Below are 14,917 nucleotides of genomic sequence, written 5' to 3'. Positions count from 1 at the left end.
AGGCCCGCTTCATGCGGCCTTCCGCGCTCGCATGACAGCCTCTCCGTTTCGTGGGGAGAGGTCCGCTTTACATCCGAAGACCCGGGGCTAATACAATCGGCGTCGTTGCTTTGGGATCGCGATGTCGAACGCATTCATTCAGGCGGCCGTCATTCTACTCCGCGAGGGGCTCGAGGCGATGCTCGTCATCGCAGCGCTGGCGGCGTACTTGCGCAAGGTGGGCGGCGAGCATCGCGTCAGCGCGCTCTATAGCGGTGCGCTTGCGGCGATTGGTGCGAGCCTGATCGCGGCCTGGCTGTTTGCAACGCTCAATTCCGGTGAGCATAGCGACCTTCTGGAGGGCTGCGTCATTCTCCTTGCGGCCGTGCTGATGCTCTATGTCAGTGGCTGGCTGCTCAACAAGCAGGATCCGAAGGACTGGAAAGAGTATCTCGCCGAGAAGGCTAACCACGCTCTCGCACACGATACCGGCTGGGCGGTGGGGCTGCTCGCGTTCTTTGCGGTGTTCCGCGAAGGCGCGGAGACGGTGCTGTTCATCACCGCGCTGGCTGCGACCGAAGGTGGCTGGAGTCTCGGCTTGTTCGGTGGCTTGCTTGCTGCGACGCTTGCGCTCGCCGTGTTGTTTTATTTCATCAATCTGGTGGCGCGGCGTATTCCGCTGCGGCCTCTGTTCATTGTGACGTCGGCGTTTCTGTTCCTGATGGGCATCAAATTTATCGGCGAGGCGATGCTTGAGTTCCAGGAGCAGAACATTGTGTCGTTCACCGAACTCAAGGGGTTCGGCTGGATGGAGACGATCGGTCTTAACCCGACGCTGGAGGCCGTGTCCGCGCAGCTTCTGCTGATCCTGACTTCGATTGCGACCTTTGCAGTGGTCCAGCGCAACAATCGCCTTTTGCGCGCGCATAAGGCGGCGGTGCCGCGAACCTGAACCACGAGAACAAGGCCTGCAAAAAAAGGCGGCGCCATGCCCGGCGCCGCCTTTCCATAATTGCGTTTTGCGAACGAAGGATCAGGCGTTCATCGCCTGATCGAGATCGGCAATCAGGTCTTCCTTGTCCTCGATGCCGATCGACAGCCGCACCACGTCCGGGCCTGCACCGGCCATGATCTTCTGCTCGTCGGTGAGCTGGCTGTGCGTAGTCGAAGCCGGATGGATGATGAGCGAGCGCGTATCGCCGATGTTGGCGAGGTGAGAAAACAGCTTGACGTTCGAGACGAGACTGACGCCCGCGTCGTAGCCGCCCTTGAGGCCGAAGGTGAACACGGCGCCTGCACCCTTCGGCGTGTATTTGCGCGCGAGGTTGTAATAGCGGTCGCCCGGCAGGCTCGCATAGTTCACCCACGACACAGCCGGATGCTTCGACAGCCATTCGGCGATGGCCTTGGTGTTGTCGACATGACGCTGCATGCGCAACGCCAGCGTCTCGATGCCGGTCAGGATCATGAAGGAGTTGAACGGCGAGATCGCGGGGCCGAGGTCGCGCAATGCCAGCACGCGGACGGCGATGGCGAAAGCGAAGTTGCCGAACGTCTCGTGCATGCGGATGCCGTGATATTCCGGCCGCGGCTCGGTGAGCAGGGGATAGCGGTTGTCCTGCGACCAATCGAAGGTGCCAGCATCGACGATGATGCCGCCGAGCGAGTTGCCGTGGCCGCAGAGGAACTTGGTCAGCGAGTGCACCACGATATCGGCGCCGTGGTCGATCGGTTTCAGCAGGTACGGCGAGGCGAGCGTGTTGTCGACGATGAAGGGCACCTTGGCCTGACGCGCGACGTTCGCGACAGCTTCGAGATCGGTGATCGCGCCGCCGGGGTTCGCAACCGACTCCGCGAAGATCGCCTTGGTCTTCGGCGACACCGCGCGCTCGAACGTGCTGATGTCGTCGGCGTCTGCCCACACGACCTTCCAGCCGAAATTCTTGTAGGCGTGCGTGAACTGGTTGATCGAGCCGCCGTAGAGACGGCGAGAGGCGATGAATTCGTCACCGGGCTGCAGCAGCGTGTGGAACGCCATCACCTGTGCAGCGTGGCCGGAGGCAGCGGCAACCGCGGCCGTGCCGCCTTCAAGCGCCGCGACGCGCTCTTCCAGCACTGCCGTCGTCGGGTTGCCGAGACGCGTATAAATGTTGCCGAAGGTCTGCAGGCCGAACAGCGAGGCGGCGTGGTCGGCGTCGTTAAAGACGAAAGAGGCAGTCTGGTAGATCGGCGTGACACGCGCGCCGGTGGTCGGATCAGGCGCCGCGCCGGCATGAATGGCGAGGGTTGAAAATCCGGGCTGCTGGTCGGTCATGGAATGTCCTTATGGGAAGACGTCGGGAATTGTCGGAAGCGGAAAGGAAGGTCAGGAGCTCGCGTTGCCGTCTTTCTCGGCTTTCTCGCGTGCGGCGCGTTCACGCGCAACGCGATCGGCGGCCGCGGTCGATCCACCGATCACGCTCGGGCGGTTGAGCGACAGCCGCATGCCTGTCGTCGGGATAGGCGCACGCTTGGCGCTGATGGTGCGGGAATTCACGCCGACCCACTGGATCTCCGAGGTGAGGCGGCCGTATTCGATTTTCGGGCAGCGGTTCATCACGACCTGAATGCCGGCAGCTTCCGCCTTGGCGGCAGCAGCATCGTCGCGCACGCCAAGTTGCATCCAGATCACTTTCGGCAGAACCGGCAACGACAATGCTTCCTCGACGATCGGCATCGCGTGCGATGAGCCGCGAAAGATATCGACCATGTCGACAGGGCGGCCAATCTCTCTCAGCGAGCCGACGAACGGTTTGCCCGAGATCGTCTTGCCGAGCTGGCCGGGGTTCACGGGAATCATGTCGTAGCCGCGCTGGTCGAGGTATTTGAATGCGAAATAGCTCGGCCGTACGTTCACCGGCGAGGCACCGACCATGGCGATGGATTTGATGTTGGTGAGAATGCCGCGGATGTAACTATCGGGGTAAGTATTATGATCCATCAGCAACAATCCTCATGTGGATATTCGTCTTTAGTCCGAGAGCGCACGCGCGTCGCGGTTTTTATTGTCACGGCGCGGTGATACAGGCGTCATATATGGGATCGGGACGGAACGGGCCACATGGCAAATGCAAAAATGACGGTGGCAGAGCTCGAAGCGTTTCTGCACCGCGAGTTTCCGCAGGCGTTTTCGGCTGGCCACATCATGATCGAAAGCGCTGACGGCACGAGCAGCCTGCTGCGTCAGCCTTATAGCGAACAGATGTTACGGCCCGGTGGCACGATATCGGGCCCCACGCTGATGGCACTCGCCGATTTCGCGATGTATGTCGCGCTTCTGTCCGCGATCGGCCCGATCGGACTCGCATTGACGACCAATCTCACCATCAATTTTCTCCGCAGAGGCCAGCCGGGGCAGGACATCGTTGCGGCGGCGCGCCTGTTGAAGATCGGCAAGCGGCTGGCGTTCAGCGAAGTGCATCTGCTCTCGGGGACCTCGCCCGATCCAATTGCGATCGCAAGCGCGACCTATTCCATTCCAAATACATAGTGATTTTTCAGGTATTATAACACCATAATTTTAAATCATTGAAATATATGATGTTATTTCGCCGTGAGAACGTTGACGGGAGAAGGGCGGTTCTCTAGAAACGCGCCCAGTCCGGCATCTCCGCCGCACGCCATTTTCACGGATATCTCACATGAAGACGTTTTCGGCGAAACCGGCCGAGGTCAACAAGAAGTGGGTGATTATCGACGCCAAGGGTCTGGTCGTCGGCCGTCTCGCCACCTTGGTCGCGATGCGTTTGCGCGGCAAGCACCTGCCGACCTACACCCCTCACGTCGATTGCGGTGACAACGTCATCGTCATCAACGCCGCGCAGGTCGTCCTCACCGGGCGCAAGCGCGACAACAAGATGTATTACAACCACACCGGTTTCATCGGTGGCATCAAGGAGCGTTCCGCGAAGTCGATCCTCGAAGGTCGCTTCCCCGAGCGCGTTCTCGAGAAGGCCATCGAGCGCATGATTCCGCGCGGGCCGCTCGGCCGCATTCAGATGGGTAACCTGCGCGTCTACGCTGGCGCGGAGCATCCGCATGAGGCGCAGAATCCGGAAGTCGTCGATATCGCTTCACTGAACCGCAAGAACACGAGGGCCGCGTAATGTCCGATACCATGCAGTCCCTCGATCAGTTGTCGGCGCTGAAGACGGCCGCGCCGGACGCTCCGAAGCGCGAGAAGAAGGTCGACAAGCAGGGCCGCGCCTACGCGACCGGCAAGCGCAAGGACGCGGTCGCCCGCGTCTGGATCAAGCCGGGCTCCGGCAAGATCGTCGTCAATACCCGCGACGTCGAAGTGTATTTCGCCCGTCCGGTGCTGCGCATGCTGATCCAGCAGCCGATCGTCGCTGCCGCCCGCCAGGGCCAGTACGACGTCGTTGCCACCGTCGCCGGTGGTGGCCTCTCCGGTCAGGCCGGTGCGGTTCGTCACGGCATCTCGAAGGCGCTGACGCACTTTGAGCCCGATCTGCGTGGCGTGCTGAAGAAGGGTGGTTTCCTCACCCGTGACTCGCGCGTCGTCGAGCGCAAGAAGTACGGTAAGGCGAAGGCCCGCCGCTCCTTCCAGTTCTCGAAGCGTTAATATCTGGTTTTGTTTGCCCTCCGGGGCGGGACACGAAAGGGCGCCTTTTGGGCGCCCTTTTTGTTTTTGACCGCTATTTGCGGCGGCGTGGGCGCTACATATCGACCGGTTCCGGATGGCGCAAAATCTCGATAATTTTCGAGAAACTTTCCATTGCATGCAAATAAACCACCAAGATTCGGATGGTAATCGTGTGAGCGCTGAGTGAGCTATTTCGGCTCCTTGCAGCGGAGAGCTGACGTCTTTTTATGCCCGGCAACAGCTTGTCTCTCGATATCTCGACGCTCTACCTCGTGGCGACGCTCGTTGCCGCGATGCTCGGCGGTCTGCTGATCTATTTCTGGCGACAGGAAAAGATCGCAGCGCTCGGCTGGTGGGGTGCGGCCTATCTTCTGGGCGCAGCCTCGATTGCCTTGTGGATCGCTGGCGGCGACGACCTCGGATTCGGTCTTTTGCTCGCGGTGAATGCGGTCGGCTTCATCGCCTGTGGGCTTGTCTGGGATGCGGCGCGCGTCTTTCACGGTCGTACGCCAAGCATCGTCGGCGTCGTCGCTGGCGCGATGGTGTGGCTCGGTGCCGTGCTGGTGGCCGATCCGCTCTCGGAACATGTGCGGCTGTTTCTTGGAGCAGGCATCGTTGCGGCCTATGCGGCGCTCACGGCGTCCGAACTGTGGCGCGAGCGGCGCAAGGCGATGCGCTCGCGCTGGCCCGCGATCTTCGTGCCGATCCTTCATGGCGCCGTGCTGATGCTGCCGATCGTGCTCGGCGATATTTTGAGCCCGGCGGGCACCGGCCCCTATAATGCGATCTGGGTGGCTGCCTTTGCGGCCGAACTCGTTTTCTACGCCATCGGCACGGTGTTCATCATCTTCATGCTGGTGTCGGAGCGCACACTTGCGATCCATAAGACCGCGGCTTCGATCGATCCGCTGACCGGGCTGTTGAACCGCCGCGGCTTCCGCGAGGCAACGACGCGCATGATTGAACGCGAGGCGAAAGCCGGGCGGCCGATCACGGCGATGATCTTCGACATCGACCACTTCAAGGCCGTCAACGACACTTATGGCCACGCGACGGGTGACGATGTGTTGCGTGTGTTCGCAAATGTCGCCGTCGGCGCGCTGCGTGTCACTGATCTTCTCGGCCGTGTTGGCGGCGAAGAGTTCGCAGCGCTTCTGCCGTGCGGAATGGAGGAGGCGCTCGTTGCCGCCGAACGTGTTCGCGACGCGTTCGAGCAGGCGGGGATTGCGGTGGACGGCGCACCGCTGGCGACAACCGTCAGCATCGGCGTTGCAGGCGGTCCGGCTTCCACGGAGCTCGATGTGCTGCTCGCCTCCGCCGACACAGCGCTCTATCGCGCCAAACGCGGCGGCCGCAATCGCGTCGAGGCCGTGCTTGAGGAGCCGCTTGAGCTCGACCATGCCCGCCGTCTTGCGCAGGCGGCGCGGGGAGACAACACCAAGGTCGACGCTGTCTCGGAAGCGTACGTCTGAGCCGAAAAACCGCGCAACCCTCTAACGGTCTGTTTACCAAGCACGGCCTACGATACCGTCATGGCTGATCGTGTTCACACCGATATCTCCGCTCTTGAATCCGCCGCTGCATCGGCGCGTGCGGGCTTCGCCTGCATGTTCTCGACATCGGACGAATACGAGCGGGCGTTGATCGCGGAGCGCCGCCTGCAGGGCCGCTACCATCAGACGCGCGACTGGCAGCCGATCCTTCTCGTCGGTTGTGTGTTCGTCCTCACCGGCGTTCTTCTTCTCACGCTCTGACGCCTTCCCTGCATTTTGACTTGATCGGGCGGCTTCTTGTCCGCTACAGCCCGTGAAACAGGGGAGGTAGCCGATGATTACCGAAGTCGTGCAGGTCGATATCAAGCCCGGCCAGGAGAAGGATTTCGAGCAGGCGGTCGAGATGGCGCAATCCATCTTCAAGCGCAGCAAGGGCTGGAAGAGCCTCGAAATCCACCGCTCGATCGAGAAGCCGTCGCGCTACCGGCTCTTCATCAAGTGGGAAACGCTTGAGAGCCACACGGTCGACTTCCGCGAAGGACCGAACTTCACCGAGTGGCGCGCGCTTGTCGGGCCGTATTTTGCGGCCCCGCCGGAGGTCGAGCACATGACCGCCATCGGAAAATTCTGACCACGGGCTCTCGATGAGTTCTGCTCGCGCCCTCGCGGCGCGGGCTCAAGCCTGGATGGTGGTGGTTTGCGGTGAATCCTCGCGCAGATAGACGAGGATGACCTTCACGATCGCCATCACCGGCAGGGCGAGCGCAAGCCCCCAGACGCCGAACACCACGCCGAGCAGGATCTGGAACGCAAACAGCGTCGCCGGAGGAATGTCGATCGCCTCGCGCTGGATGATCGGTGTGAGGATGTAGCTCTCAAGCGCATGCACCGCCATCAGCAGCACGAAGGCAGAGCCCACCGCGACCCAGCCTGATGAGATGCTCGCGAGCAGGATGACGATGCCGGCGACGAGCGCGCCGACCGTCGGGATAAACGTGAGCAGCCCGGCCTGGACGCCGAGAATGAACGCGCCGGGAATGCCGATCGCGAGCAGGCCGAGCCAGGTGACGACGAACACCACCGACATGGTGATCATCTGCGCGATCAGCCAGCGCTCGAGCGTCGAGCTGATGCGATCGATGAGAGCCTCCATCTGCGGGCGCACCGCGGCGGGCGACATCGCGATCAGCCCTTTGCGATAGACCCCGGGCTGCGCCGCAAAGGCGAGGCCTAGAAACAGTACGATGAAGAAGTTGCCGACGGCGCCAACCGTGCCGAGGATGATTTTCAGCGTCTGGCTGACGATCGCGCCACCGCCCGAGGCAATTGCGCCTGCGCTCGGCAGGTTATGTGACACGTTTGGCGAGGTTGGCGTGGTGGTCGCGGCGGTGCCGTTCGGACTTGCGGCGATGGCGCTGAGATCGAGATAGCTCGCGTCGAAGCCGTGAGATTCGAGGAACGTCTTGAGATTGACGACCTGTGCCTTGAGGGTGCCGCTGAGCACCGCCGCCTGACTTGCGATGGTTGAGCCGCCGAGCGTGAAGATGCCGGCCAGCATTGCGGCAAGTACGACGCAGATGACGAGAAGCCGGCCTGCGTGCGGCCCCGGCATCACCCGCTTAAGGAGCTTGGTCATGGCGGTGAGCGCCACGCCGAGCAGAATGCCGGAGAAAATGAGGAACAGCGTTGCCGCGAATTCCCACGCAAAGATCAGCAGGGCGGCGAAGCTGACGGCCAGAATGCCGCCGACGGCAATCGCCCAGGCGAGGTCCTGACGCTGGTGTTTCCGCTCGGTCGATACGGTCACTGGCGATTCTCTGAAACGACTGTCGTGTCGCACTCTTTCCGAATCCGGGCGGGCGATCAAGTGGAGCCAGGGCGGGGAAGGCGGCCCGCGTACCCGATAACCGGCGTCTCCATTTGGGTGCTGACAGCCGTGGCACAGGTGCGTCCGCTCGCCGCAGCGAACGGGCACTATGAAATGAAAAGGGCGCCCCGAGGGGCGCCCTTTGTTTGTATCGGAAATCTGCCGCTTACAGCGAGTAGTAAAGCTCGAACTCGACCGGATGAGGGGTCATCTCGTAGCGCTCGACCTCGGTCATCTTGAGTTCGATGAAGCTGTTGATGAAGTCGTCGTCGAACACGCCGCCGGCCTTCAGGAATGCGCGGTCCTTGTCGAGGTTCTCAAGCGCCTCGCGGAGCGAGCCGCACACGGTCGGGATCTGCTTCAGCTCTTCCTTCGGCAGATCGTAAAGGTCCTTGTCCATCGCCGGGCCCGGATCGATCTTGTTCTTGATGCCATCGAGGCCGGCCATCAGCATCGCCGCGAAAGCGAGATACGGATTGGCGGTCGGATCGGGGAAGCGCACCTCGACGCGCTTTGCCTTCGGCGACGTCGTGTAGGGGATGCGGCAGGACGCCGAGCGGTTGCGCGCCGAATAGGCGAGCAGCACGGGAGCCTCATAGCCCGGCACCAGACGCTTGTAGGAGTTGGTGGACGGGTTGGTGAAGGCGTTGATCGCCTTGGCGTGCTTGATGATGCCGCCGATGTAGTGGAGGCAGGTGTCCGACAGGTCGGCATACTTGTTGCCGGCGAAGGTAGGCTTGCCGTCCTTCCAGATCGACAGGTGCACATGCATGCCCGAGCCGTTGTCGCCATAGACCGGCTTCGGCATGAAGGTGGCGGTCTTGCCGTAGATGTGCGCGACCTGATGGATGCAGTACTTGTAGATCTGCATCTGGTCGGCCATGTGGGTCAGCGTGTCGAACTTCATGCCGAGCTCGTGCTGGGCGGAAGCGACCTCGTGGTGATGCTTCTCCACCTTCACGCCCATGCGGGCCATGGCGCCGAGCATCTCGGAGCGCATGTCCTGGATCGAATCCTGCGGTGGCACCGGGAAGTAGCCGCCCTTGGTGCGGATGCGGTGGCCGAGGTTGCCGCCCTCATATTCGGTGTCGGAATTGGTCGGAAGCTCCGAGGAGTCGAGCTTGAAGCCGGTGTTGTAGGGCGTGGTCTGGAAGCGCACGTCGTCGAACACGAAAAACTCGGCTTCGGGGCCGACATAGACGGTGTCGCCGATGCCCATCGACTTCACCATCGCCTCGGCCTTCCGGGCGATGCCGCGCGGATCGCGGTTGTAGGGCTGGCCGGTCGACGGCTCGAGAATGTCGCAGGTGATGACCATCGTGGTCTCGGCGAAGAACGGGTCGATTGTCGCGGTCACCGGGTCGGGCATCAGCGTCATGTCGGACTCGTTGATGGCCTTCCAGCCGGCGATCGAGGAGCCGTCGAACATCGTGCCTTCGGTGAAGATTTCCTCGTCGATCATCGAGACGTCGAAGGTGACGTGCTGCCACTTGCCCCGCGGATCGGTGAAACGCAGGTCGACGTACTTCACGTCGTTGTCCTTGATGGCCTTCAGGACGTCTTGGGCGGTCTTCATGTAAACCCCTTGTGCTACTTGGATTGGGTTGGTCGTTTCATTGTTTCGCTCGGTGGCGGCGCCGGCCGAGCGAGGAGGTGGCGGTGTCAGATCGCGTCGAGGCCGGTTTCTCCGGTACGGATGCGGATCGCTTCTTCGATGTTGGAGACGAAAATCTTGCCGTCGCCGATGCGCCCGGTCTGTGCCGCGCGGCGGATGGCATCGATCGCCTTGTCGACGAGATCATCGCCGATCACGATCTCGATTTTAACTTTCGGCAGAAAGTCCACGACGTATTCGGCCCCGCGATAGAGCTCGGCATGGCCCTTCTGCCGGCCGAAGCCCTTGGCCTCGGTCACGGTGATGCCCTGAAGGCCGACCTCCTGAAGCGCTTCCTTCACCTCGTCGAGCTTGAACGGCTTGATGATCGCCTCGATTTTCTTCACCTGCACGCCTCCGGCATTTCGAAACTTCTGTTGGCCGCATGGACGGATGCGGCGCGGCCGATCGAGGGGCTTCCCGGCCGCCTTCGATCGCGGCCCTCTTAAAGCAGAGTCCGTGCCAGTTCGCGCGGCTATCGATTGTATTGGATTATCAAGATGTTAAAGTCGGACTTGCATCAAGGCTCGTAATTCCTTCCGACTGGATGGCGTTGAAATATGCAGATGCACAATTTTGAGGCAGTCAAGCTGCCGCTGCTTTGGGCGGCTTTGCCTGCGCCGCGTGCGAACGGAGATCGGCAATGGAACTCCTGAGCGTCGCGGAGATGGCGCGGGCCGACACGCTTGCGGTCGAGGCGGGGGTCGTAAGCTTTGCGCTGATGCGAAGCGCGGGCGAAGCGGTGGCGGAGGCTGCGCAGGCGCTCGCGCCGACCGGCGATATCGTGGTCGTGGCCGGGCGAGGTAACAATGGCGGCGACGGTTTTGTCGCCGCCACCGATCTCGCCGCACGCGGCCGCAAGGTGTCCGTGATGCTGCTGTGCAAGCCGGATACGCTGAAGGGCGATGCCGCGCGTGCGGCCCAGCAATGGCGCGGGCCGGTTCTATCGTTCTCGCCAGTTGCGCTCGGCAAGCCCGCGCTCATCATCGATGCGTTGTTCGGCGCGGGGCTCGATCGCGACGTGAAAGGCGAGCCGCACGCGATGATCGAGGCGATCAACGCCAGCGGTGCCCCGGTGCTCGCGGTCGATCTGCCGAGCGGCATCAACGGTTCGACCGGCGAGGTGATGGGCGTTGCCGTACGCGCTGTCCGCACCGTGACCTTCTTCCGTAAGAAGTCTGGCCATCTGTTGTTGCCTGGCCGCCTGCATTGCGGCGACGTGAGCTTTGCCGATATCGGAATTCCGCCGAGCGTGCTGGAGACGATCCGGCCGCAGACCTTCGAGAACATCCCCGAATGGTGGCGCGGCCATTTTCCAGTTCCAGACGCCGCCGGTCATAAATACGGGCGCGGTCATGTCGTCGTCACGTCCGGTGGTCTCGCGCATACGGGCGCGGCGCGGCTTGCCGCGCGTGCGGCGTTGCGCGGCGGCGCAGGGCTCGTCACGCTGGCCTCGCCACGCGATGCGCTGGCGGTCAATGCGGCTGCGCTGACCGCCGTGATGGTGCGCGAGGTCGAAACGCCTGTCGATTTTGCCGCATACTTGCAGGACCTGCGGCTCAATGTCTGCATTCTCGGTCCCGGCGCGGGCGTCGGTGCACGCACGCGCGACATGGTGCTCACCGCGCTATCGGGTCCGCGCGCCGTGGTGCTTGATGCCGATGCGCTGACGAGCTTTGCGGCGGAGCCGCAGACCTTGTTCAAGGCCATCGCAACGCAGGCGAATGGGCAAGCTGTTCTCACGCCGCATGAAGGTGAGTTCGCGCGGCTGTTTGCCTCACTCGCCGGCAAGGATCATGCGCTCTCGAAGCTGGAGCGTGCGCGTCTCGCTGCGAAGGAGTCAGGCGCGGTGGTGCTGATCAAGGGTGCCGATACGGTGGTGGCCGCGCCGGATGGGCGTGCGTCGATCGCATCGAATGCGCCGCCATGGCTCGCAACCGCAGGCGCAGGTGATGTGCTTTCGGGCATGATCGGCGGGCTTCTTGCGCAGCATGTGCCGGCGTTCGAGGCGGCATCCATCGCGGTGTGGATGCATGGCGAAGCCGCGCGCCATTTCGGCCCCGGCCTCATCGCCGAGGATTTGTCCGAGGCGCTGCCCGCAGTCGTTTCCGATCTCTATCGGCGTTTCGACGTTCGCCTTTAGCTGACCTCGTACCAGCGCAAATGCCGCGGCGAACTCCACGCCGTGGTGATGAACTGCATCAGCCAGCGGCCGGAATGCGCGGCGTGGAAGGCGATGCGTTGCGTCTGGCTGGAATTGAACGCGAGCGTATCGAGCGAGTAGGGCTTCCAGCCGTCGTCGAGACGATCGAGCAACCGGAAGTGGTGACCGTGCAGGTGGAACGTCGCCACGGACGGCGTGCGGTTGGTGATCGCGAGCACCACGGTGCGCCCGGCACTGCTGCGGAAGGCGGGTGCCGACGTCGTGTCGAACGCAGCCGCTGCCGCCCATTGCGCCGGATCGAGCGACAACTCGATGCGCTGTGCGTTCTTGAGATCGATGCGCGGGGCGGGCGTCTCGGCTGCACGCGGCAGTGGGAGCGGCGTGGCCCGCTCTGGCGCCGCGAAGGAGGTGATGACCCGGCCGACCAGAATCGGCTGCACGCCGTCATGCAGCAGGATCGGCGCATGGGTGCCGACGTCCCGGGTCGCATCCAGCAATGCATCGATCCGCGTGCCGGGCGCGAGGATGATCTGGCTGTCGCGCGCGACGAAGGGTTCGGCCGGCTGCCCGTCGATGGCCACGACGCTCAACTGGCAGTCAGAGAATTTCAACGCGATCACGAGGCGCTGGCAGCCGTTGGCGATCCGCAGCCGCACGCGCTCGTTGGGGCGCACCGTAATGTCGTGGGTGCTCTTGCGGTTGACGGTGTAGAGCGAGGCAATGCCCCCGTCGGCGCGGCCCGCAAGCCGCGCAGCACCGTCCGGGCCGATCTTCCAGTCCTCGATCAGCAACACGTCTTCGCGGTCGGCCTGATACGTCTCGCCGCCGTCGATCACCAGCACGCGCGGCAGGGCCGGGCGATCTTCCTCGCCGTGCATGAAGCGCGGATCGATCAGGAAGGTGCCGGGTTGGTTTGGCAGGTCGAACGTCATGGCTGCGCCGGGCGCGAGCGGGCGTTGGGCGAGCAGCGGCTCCGCGCTTGCCGCGGCGTCGAGGCCGTGAAGGCAGATCAGGGCCGGATGGGAGGTCTCATTGGTCACCGCGATCTTGGCCGGTGCGCTGGCGCGGGTGATCGGCGTGAAGGTGGTGTCGCCCAGTTGCCAGACCGGAGTGGCCGGACCCTCGGCGCGTAGCCGCAGTGTCTGCGGGCCCAGTTTCAGCGCCGCCTCCGACGACGACTCGGTCGCTGCCTTCGCAAGGCTCGGCCGGATCAGGGCAGGGCCAATGGCCGAGCCCGCAAGGGCCTGCAGAGCGCGCCGGCGCGGTGCCGAAAAGGACAAAGGTTTCATAGGGGATGCGGACCATTTTCCCGTGGCGGAGTAAAGGCGGCAGGCTGCGACCGAAAGCGCTTTTTTTCTTGCCGCGATTGGCCGGCACCATGTTATAAGCCCGCCGCTCGCGGCTGTGCCGCTAACACTCGAGGATGTGCGCTGCGCGGGCGTGGCGGAATTGGTAGACGCGCTGGATTTAGGTTCCAGTGACGAAAGTTGTGGGGGTTCGAGTCCCTCCGCCCGCACCATCCGTGGTCGCTCCGCCGGTTTCGGCCAAGACGTGCTCACGCCGCCATGACTGGAATTTGGGCTGAGATTTTGGAGCTTTGGACTTTCACGATGCGGCCTTGCGCGGCATCCCAACAACGATAACAGCCGACGATGGGTCGGCAAGCCGGAAGAAGATTGACGCTATGCAGGTGAATGAAACCCTTTCCGAGGGACTTAAGCACGAATTCCAGATCAGCATTCCCGCCGCGGAAATCGATGCCAAGGTGAATGAGCGCCTCGCTGGCATGAAGGACAAGGTCCGTCTCAACGGCTTCCGCCCCGGCAAGGTGCCGGTGGCGCACCTCAAGAAGGTCTACGGCAAGTCGGTGGCGGCCGAGACTCTCGAGGAGACGATCCGCGAGACCAACCAGAAGATTTTCACCGATCGCGGCTTCCGCCTGGCCAACGAGGCCAAGGTGACGATGCCGACCGATCAGGCCGAGATCGAGGGCATTCTCGACGGCAAGAAGGATCTCACCTATTCGGTCGCGATCGAAGTCGTGCCGCCGATCACGCTGGCTGATTTCAAGACCTTCAAGGTTGAGAAGCTGGTGGCCGACGTCACCGACGCTGAGGTTGACGATGCGATCAAGCGGATCGCCGATCAGAACCGTCCCTATGCGCCGAAGAGCGAAGGCGCGAAGGCCGAGAACGGTGATCGCGTCACGCTCGCGTTCAAGGGAACGATCGACGGCGAAGCCTTCGAGGGCGGCTCCGGCGAGAACATCCCGCTGGTGCTGGGTTCCAACAGCTTCATTCCGGGCTTCGAGGATCAGCTGACCGGCATCGGCGTCGGCGAGACCCGTGTGATCAAGGTACCGTTCCCGAAGAACTATGGCGCGGCGCATCTGGCCGGCAAGGATGCCGAGTTCGAGACCACCGCGACCCTGATCGAGGCGCCGCAGGACGCCACGATCGACGACGAGTTCGCCAAGACGCTTGGCGTGGAATCGCTCGACAAGCTCAAGGAAGCGATGCGCGAGCGCCTCACTCAGGAATACGCCGGCGCGACCCGTCAGAAGCTGAAGCGCGAACTGCTCGACCGCCTCGACGAAACCCACAAGTTCGATCCGCCGGAATCGCTCGTCAACGACGAGTTCGATCTGATGTGGAAGTCGATCCACGCCGAGATGGAGTCGGCCGGCAAGACGTTTGCCGATGAAGACACCACCGAGGACGAGGCGAAGACGGAGTATCGCAAGATCGCCGACCGCCGCGTGCGTCTCGGCCTCGTGCTCTCCGAGATCGGCGACAAGAACAAGATCACCGTCACTGACGACGAAGTGAGCCGCGCCGTGATCGAGCGCGCCCGCCAGATGCCGGGCCGCGAGAAGGAAGTCTGGGATTACTATCGCAGCAATCCCGGCGCCGTCGCCCAGCTCCGCGCCCCGATCTTCGAGGACAAGGTTGTCGACTTCATCCTCGAACTCGCCGAAGTGAGCGAGAAGAAGGTTTCCCGCGAGGAACTGTTCAAGGAAGAGGACGACAAGGCCGCCGCCTGATCGCGGCGCCTGGCCGAACCGGATTTCTGACCGTCCCCGCTGGTGCGGGGACGGCTATATTTGCGCGAGGGACGG

15 protein-coding genes and 1 tRNA gene are annotated in these 14,917 nt (G+C 62.9%); 10 read left to right on the top strand and 6 right to left on the bottom strand.

From position 1 onward, the window contains the following. Positions 1-121: 121 nt before the first annotated feature. Positions 122-931, top strand: coding sequence for an FTR1 family iron permease (locus tag OCA5_RS10700; protein ID WP_012563042.1), 810 nt, complete (start codon positions 122-124; stop codon positions 929-931). Between the two features lie 81 nt (positions 932-1,012). Here OCA5_RS10700 and OCA5_RS10695 read toward each other — a convergent pair whose 3' ends face one another. Together OCA5_RS10695 and OCA5_RS10690 are read right to left on the bottom strand one after the other, a co-directional pair. Beyond that, entirely contained in the window at positions 1,013-2,293 is a 1,281-nt protein-coding gene (locus OCA5_RS10695; protein ID WP_012563043.1) for an O-acetylhomoserine aminocarboxypropyltransferase, read from the bottom strand. 51 nt (positions 2,294-2,344) lie between these two features. Beyond that, positions 2,345-2,959 (bottom strand): CoA-binding protein, encoded by a 615-nt coding sequence (locus OCA5_RS10690; RefSeq protein ID WP_012563044.1) that lies wholly within the window; start codon positions 2,957-2,959, stop codon positions 2,345-2,347. Between the two features lie 120 nt (positions 2,960-3,079). Here OCA5_RS10690 and OCA5_RS10685 point away from each other — a divergent pair, with 120 nt between their 5' ends. From OCA5_RS10685 to OCA5_RS10660, 6 genes are all read left to right on the top strand, one after another. Beyond that, positions 3,080-3,508 carry a PaaI family thioesterase gene (locus OCA5_RS10685; protein ID WP_012563045.1) on the top strand — a complete coding sequence of 143 codons (429 nt, stop codon included), beginning with the start codon at positions 3,080-3,082 and terminating at the stop codon, positions 3,506-3,508. 151 nt (positions 3,509-3,659) lie between these two features. Further along, a complete protein-coding gene (rplM, locus tag OCA5_RS10680; RefSeq protein ID WP_012563046.1) occupies positions 3,660-4,124 on the top strand; it encodes a 50S ribosomal protein L13 in 465 nt (154 codons plus the stop codon). After that, positions 4,124-4,600 (top strand): 30S ribosomal protein S9, encoded by a 477-nt coding sequence (rpsI, locus tag OCA5_RS10675; protein WP_012563047.1) that lies wholly within the window; start codon positions 4,124-4,126, stop codon positions 4,598-4,600. The genes rplM and rpsI overlap by 1 nt, the downstream gene beginning before the upstream one ends. 248 nt (positions 4,601-4,848) lie before the next feature. Then, positions 4,849-6,093: a GGDEF domain-containing protein gene (locus tag OCA5_RS10670; RefSeq protein WP_012563048.1), complete on the top strand. Its 1,245-nt coding sequence runs from the start codon at positions 4,849-4,851 to the stop codon at positions 6,091-6,093. Between the two features lie 60 nt (positions 6,094-6,153). Then, complete coding sequence (locus tag OCA5_RS10665; protein WP_012563049.1) at positions 6,154-6,375, top strand: hypothetical protein; 222 nt, start codon at positions 6,154-6,156, stop codon at positions 6,373-6,375. A gap of 73 nt (positions 6,376-6,448) precedes the next feature. Then, on the top strand, positions 6,449-6,745 hold the full coding sequence (locus tag OCA5_RS10660; RefSeq protein WP_012563050.1) for an antibiotic biosynthesis monooxygenase family protein: 297 nt from the start codon (positions 6,449-6,451) through the stop codon (positions 6,743-6,745). A 45-nt stretch (positions 6,746-6,790) separates the two neighbouring features. Here OCA5_RS10660 and OCA5_RS10655 read toward each other — a convergent pair whose 3' ends face one another. From OCA5_RS10655 to OCA5_RS10645, 3 genes are all read right to left on the bottom strand, one after another. Then, positions 6,791-7,921 carry an AI-2E family transporter gene (locus tag OCA5_RS10655; RefSeq protein WP_012563051.1) on the bottom strand — a complete coding sequence of 377 codons (1,131 nt, stop codon included), beginning with the start codon at positions 7,919-7,921 and terminating at the stop codon, positions 6,791-6,793. A gap of 226 nt (positions 7,922-8,147) precedes the next feature. Further along, positions 8,148-9,557 (bottom strand): type I glutamate--ammonia ligase, encoded by a 1,410-nt coding sequence (glnA, locus tag OCA5_RS10650; protein ID WP_012563052.1) that lies wholly within the window; start codon positions 9,555-9,557, stop codon positions 8,148-8,150. An 86-nt stretch (positions 9,558-9,643) separates the two neighbouring features. Then, positions 9,644-9,982, bottom strand: a complete 339-nt coding sequence (locus OCA5_RS10645) for a P-II family nitrogen regulator (RefSeq protein WP_012563053.1) — start codon at positions 9,980-9,982, stop codon at positions 9,644-9,646. Between the two features lie 296 nt (positions 9,983-10,278). On the opposite strand from OCA5_RS10645, the gene OCA5_RS10640 reads away from it, so the two are divergent. After that, positions 10,279-11,778, top strand: coding sequence for a bifunctional ADP-dependent NAD(P)H-hydrate dehydratase/NAD(P)H-hydrate epimerase (locus tag OCA5_RS10640; RefSeq protein ID WP_012563054.1), 1,500 nt, complete (start codon positions 10,279-10,281; stop codon positions 11,776-11,778). Here OCA5_RS10640 and OCA5_RS10635 read toward each other — a convergent pair. Further along, a complete protein-coding gene (locus OCA5_RS10635) occupies positions 11,775-13,088 on the bottom strand; it encodes a multicopper oxidase family protein (RefSeq protein WP_012563055.1) in 1,314 nt (437 codons plus the stop codon). The genes OCA5_RS10640 and OCA5_RS10635 overlap by 4 nt on opposite strands. 145 nt (positions 13,089-13,233) lie before the next feature. Here OCA5_RS10635 and OCA5_RS10630 point away from each other — a divergent pair. Beyond that, positions 13,234-13,318 (top strand) — tRNA-Leu (locus tag OCA5_RS10630). Between the two features lie 165 nt (positions 13,319-13,483). Continuing rightward, positions 13,484-14,842, top strand: coding sequence for a trigger factor (tig, locus tag OCA5_RS10625; protein WP_012563057.1), 1,359 nt, complete (start codon positions 13,484-13,486; stop codon positions 14,840-14,842). Positions 14,843-14,917: the final 75 nt, after the last annotated feature.

Origin of the sequence: Afipia carboxidovorans OM5 (assembly GCF_000218565.1) — a bacterium.
Taxonomy (GTDB): Bacteria; Pseudomonadota; Alphaproteobacteria; order Rhizobiales; family Xanthobacteraceae; genus Afipia; species Afipia carboxidovorans.
Note: the sequence above shows the minus strand (reverse complement) of the source record. Positions and strands in the feature narration are given on the sequence as shown.

Coding starts and splice junctions, on each gene's coding strand:
- OCA5_RS10685 (WP_012563045.1), top strand. CDS start 3,080: ATGGCAAATGCAAAAATGACGGTGGCAGAGCTCGAAGCGTTTCTGCAC.
- OCA5_RS10665 (WP_012563049.1), top strand. CDS start 6,154: ATGGCTGATCGTGTTCACACCGATATCTCCGCTCTTGAATCCGCCGCT.
- OCA5_RS10640 (WP_012563054.1), top strand. CDS start 10,279: ATGGAACTCCTGAGCGTCGCGGAGATGGCGCGGGCCGACACGCTTGCG.
- rplM (WP_012563046.1), top strand. CDS start 3,660: ATGAAGACGTTTTCGGCGAAACCGGCCGAGGTCAACAAGAAGTGGGTG.
- OCA5_RS10635 (WP_012563055.1), bottom strand. CDS start 13,088: ATGAAACCTTTGTCCTTTTCGGCACCGCGCCGGCGCGCTCTGCAGGCC.
- rpsI (WP_012563047.1), top strand. CDS start 4,124: ATGTCCGATACCATGCAGTCCCTCGATCAGTTGTCGGCGCTGAAGACG.
- OCA5_RS10690 (WP_012563044.1), bottom strand. CDS start 2,959: ATGGATCATAATACTTACCCCGATAGTTACATCCGCGGCATTCTCACC.
- OCA5_RS10670 (WP_012563048.1), top strand. CDS start 4,849: ATGCCCGGCAACAGCTTGTCTCTCGATATCTCGACGCTCTACCTCGTG.
- OCA5_RS10695 (WP_012563043.1), bottom strand. CDS start 2,293: ATGACCGACCAGCAGCCCGGATTTTCAACCCTCGCCATTCATGCCGGC.
- OCA5_RS10700 (WP_012563042.1), top strand. CDS start 122: ATGTCGAACGCATTCATTCAGGCGGCCGTCATTCTACTCCGCGAGGGG.
- tig (WP_012563057.1), top strand. CDS start 13,484: ATGCAGGTGAATGAAACCCTTTCCGAGGGACTTAAGCACGAATTCCAG.
- OCA5_RS10660 (WP_012563050.1), top strand. CDS start 6,449: ATGATTACCGAAGTCGTGCAGGTCGATATCAAGCCCGGCCAGGAGAAG.
- glnA (WP_012563052.1), bottom strand. CDS start 9,557: ATGAAGACCGCCCAAGACGTCCTGAAGGCCATCAAGGACAACGACGTG.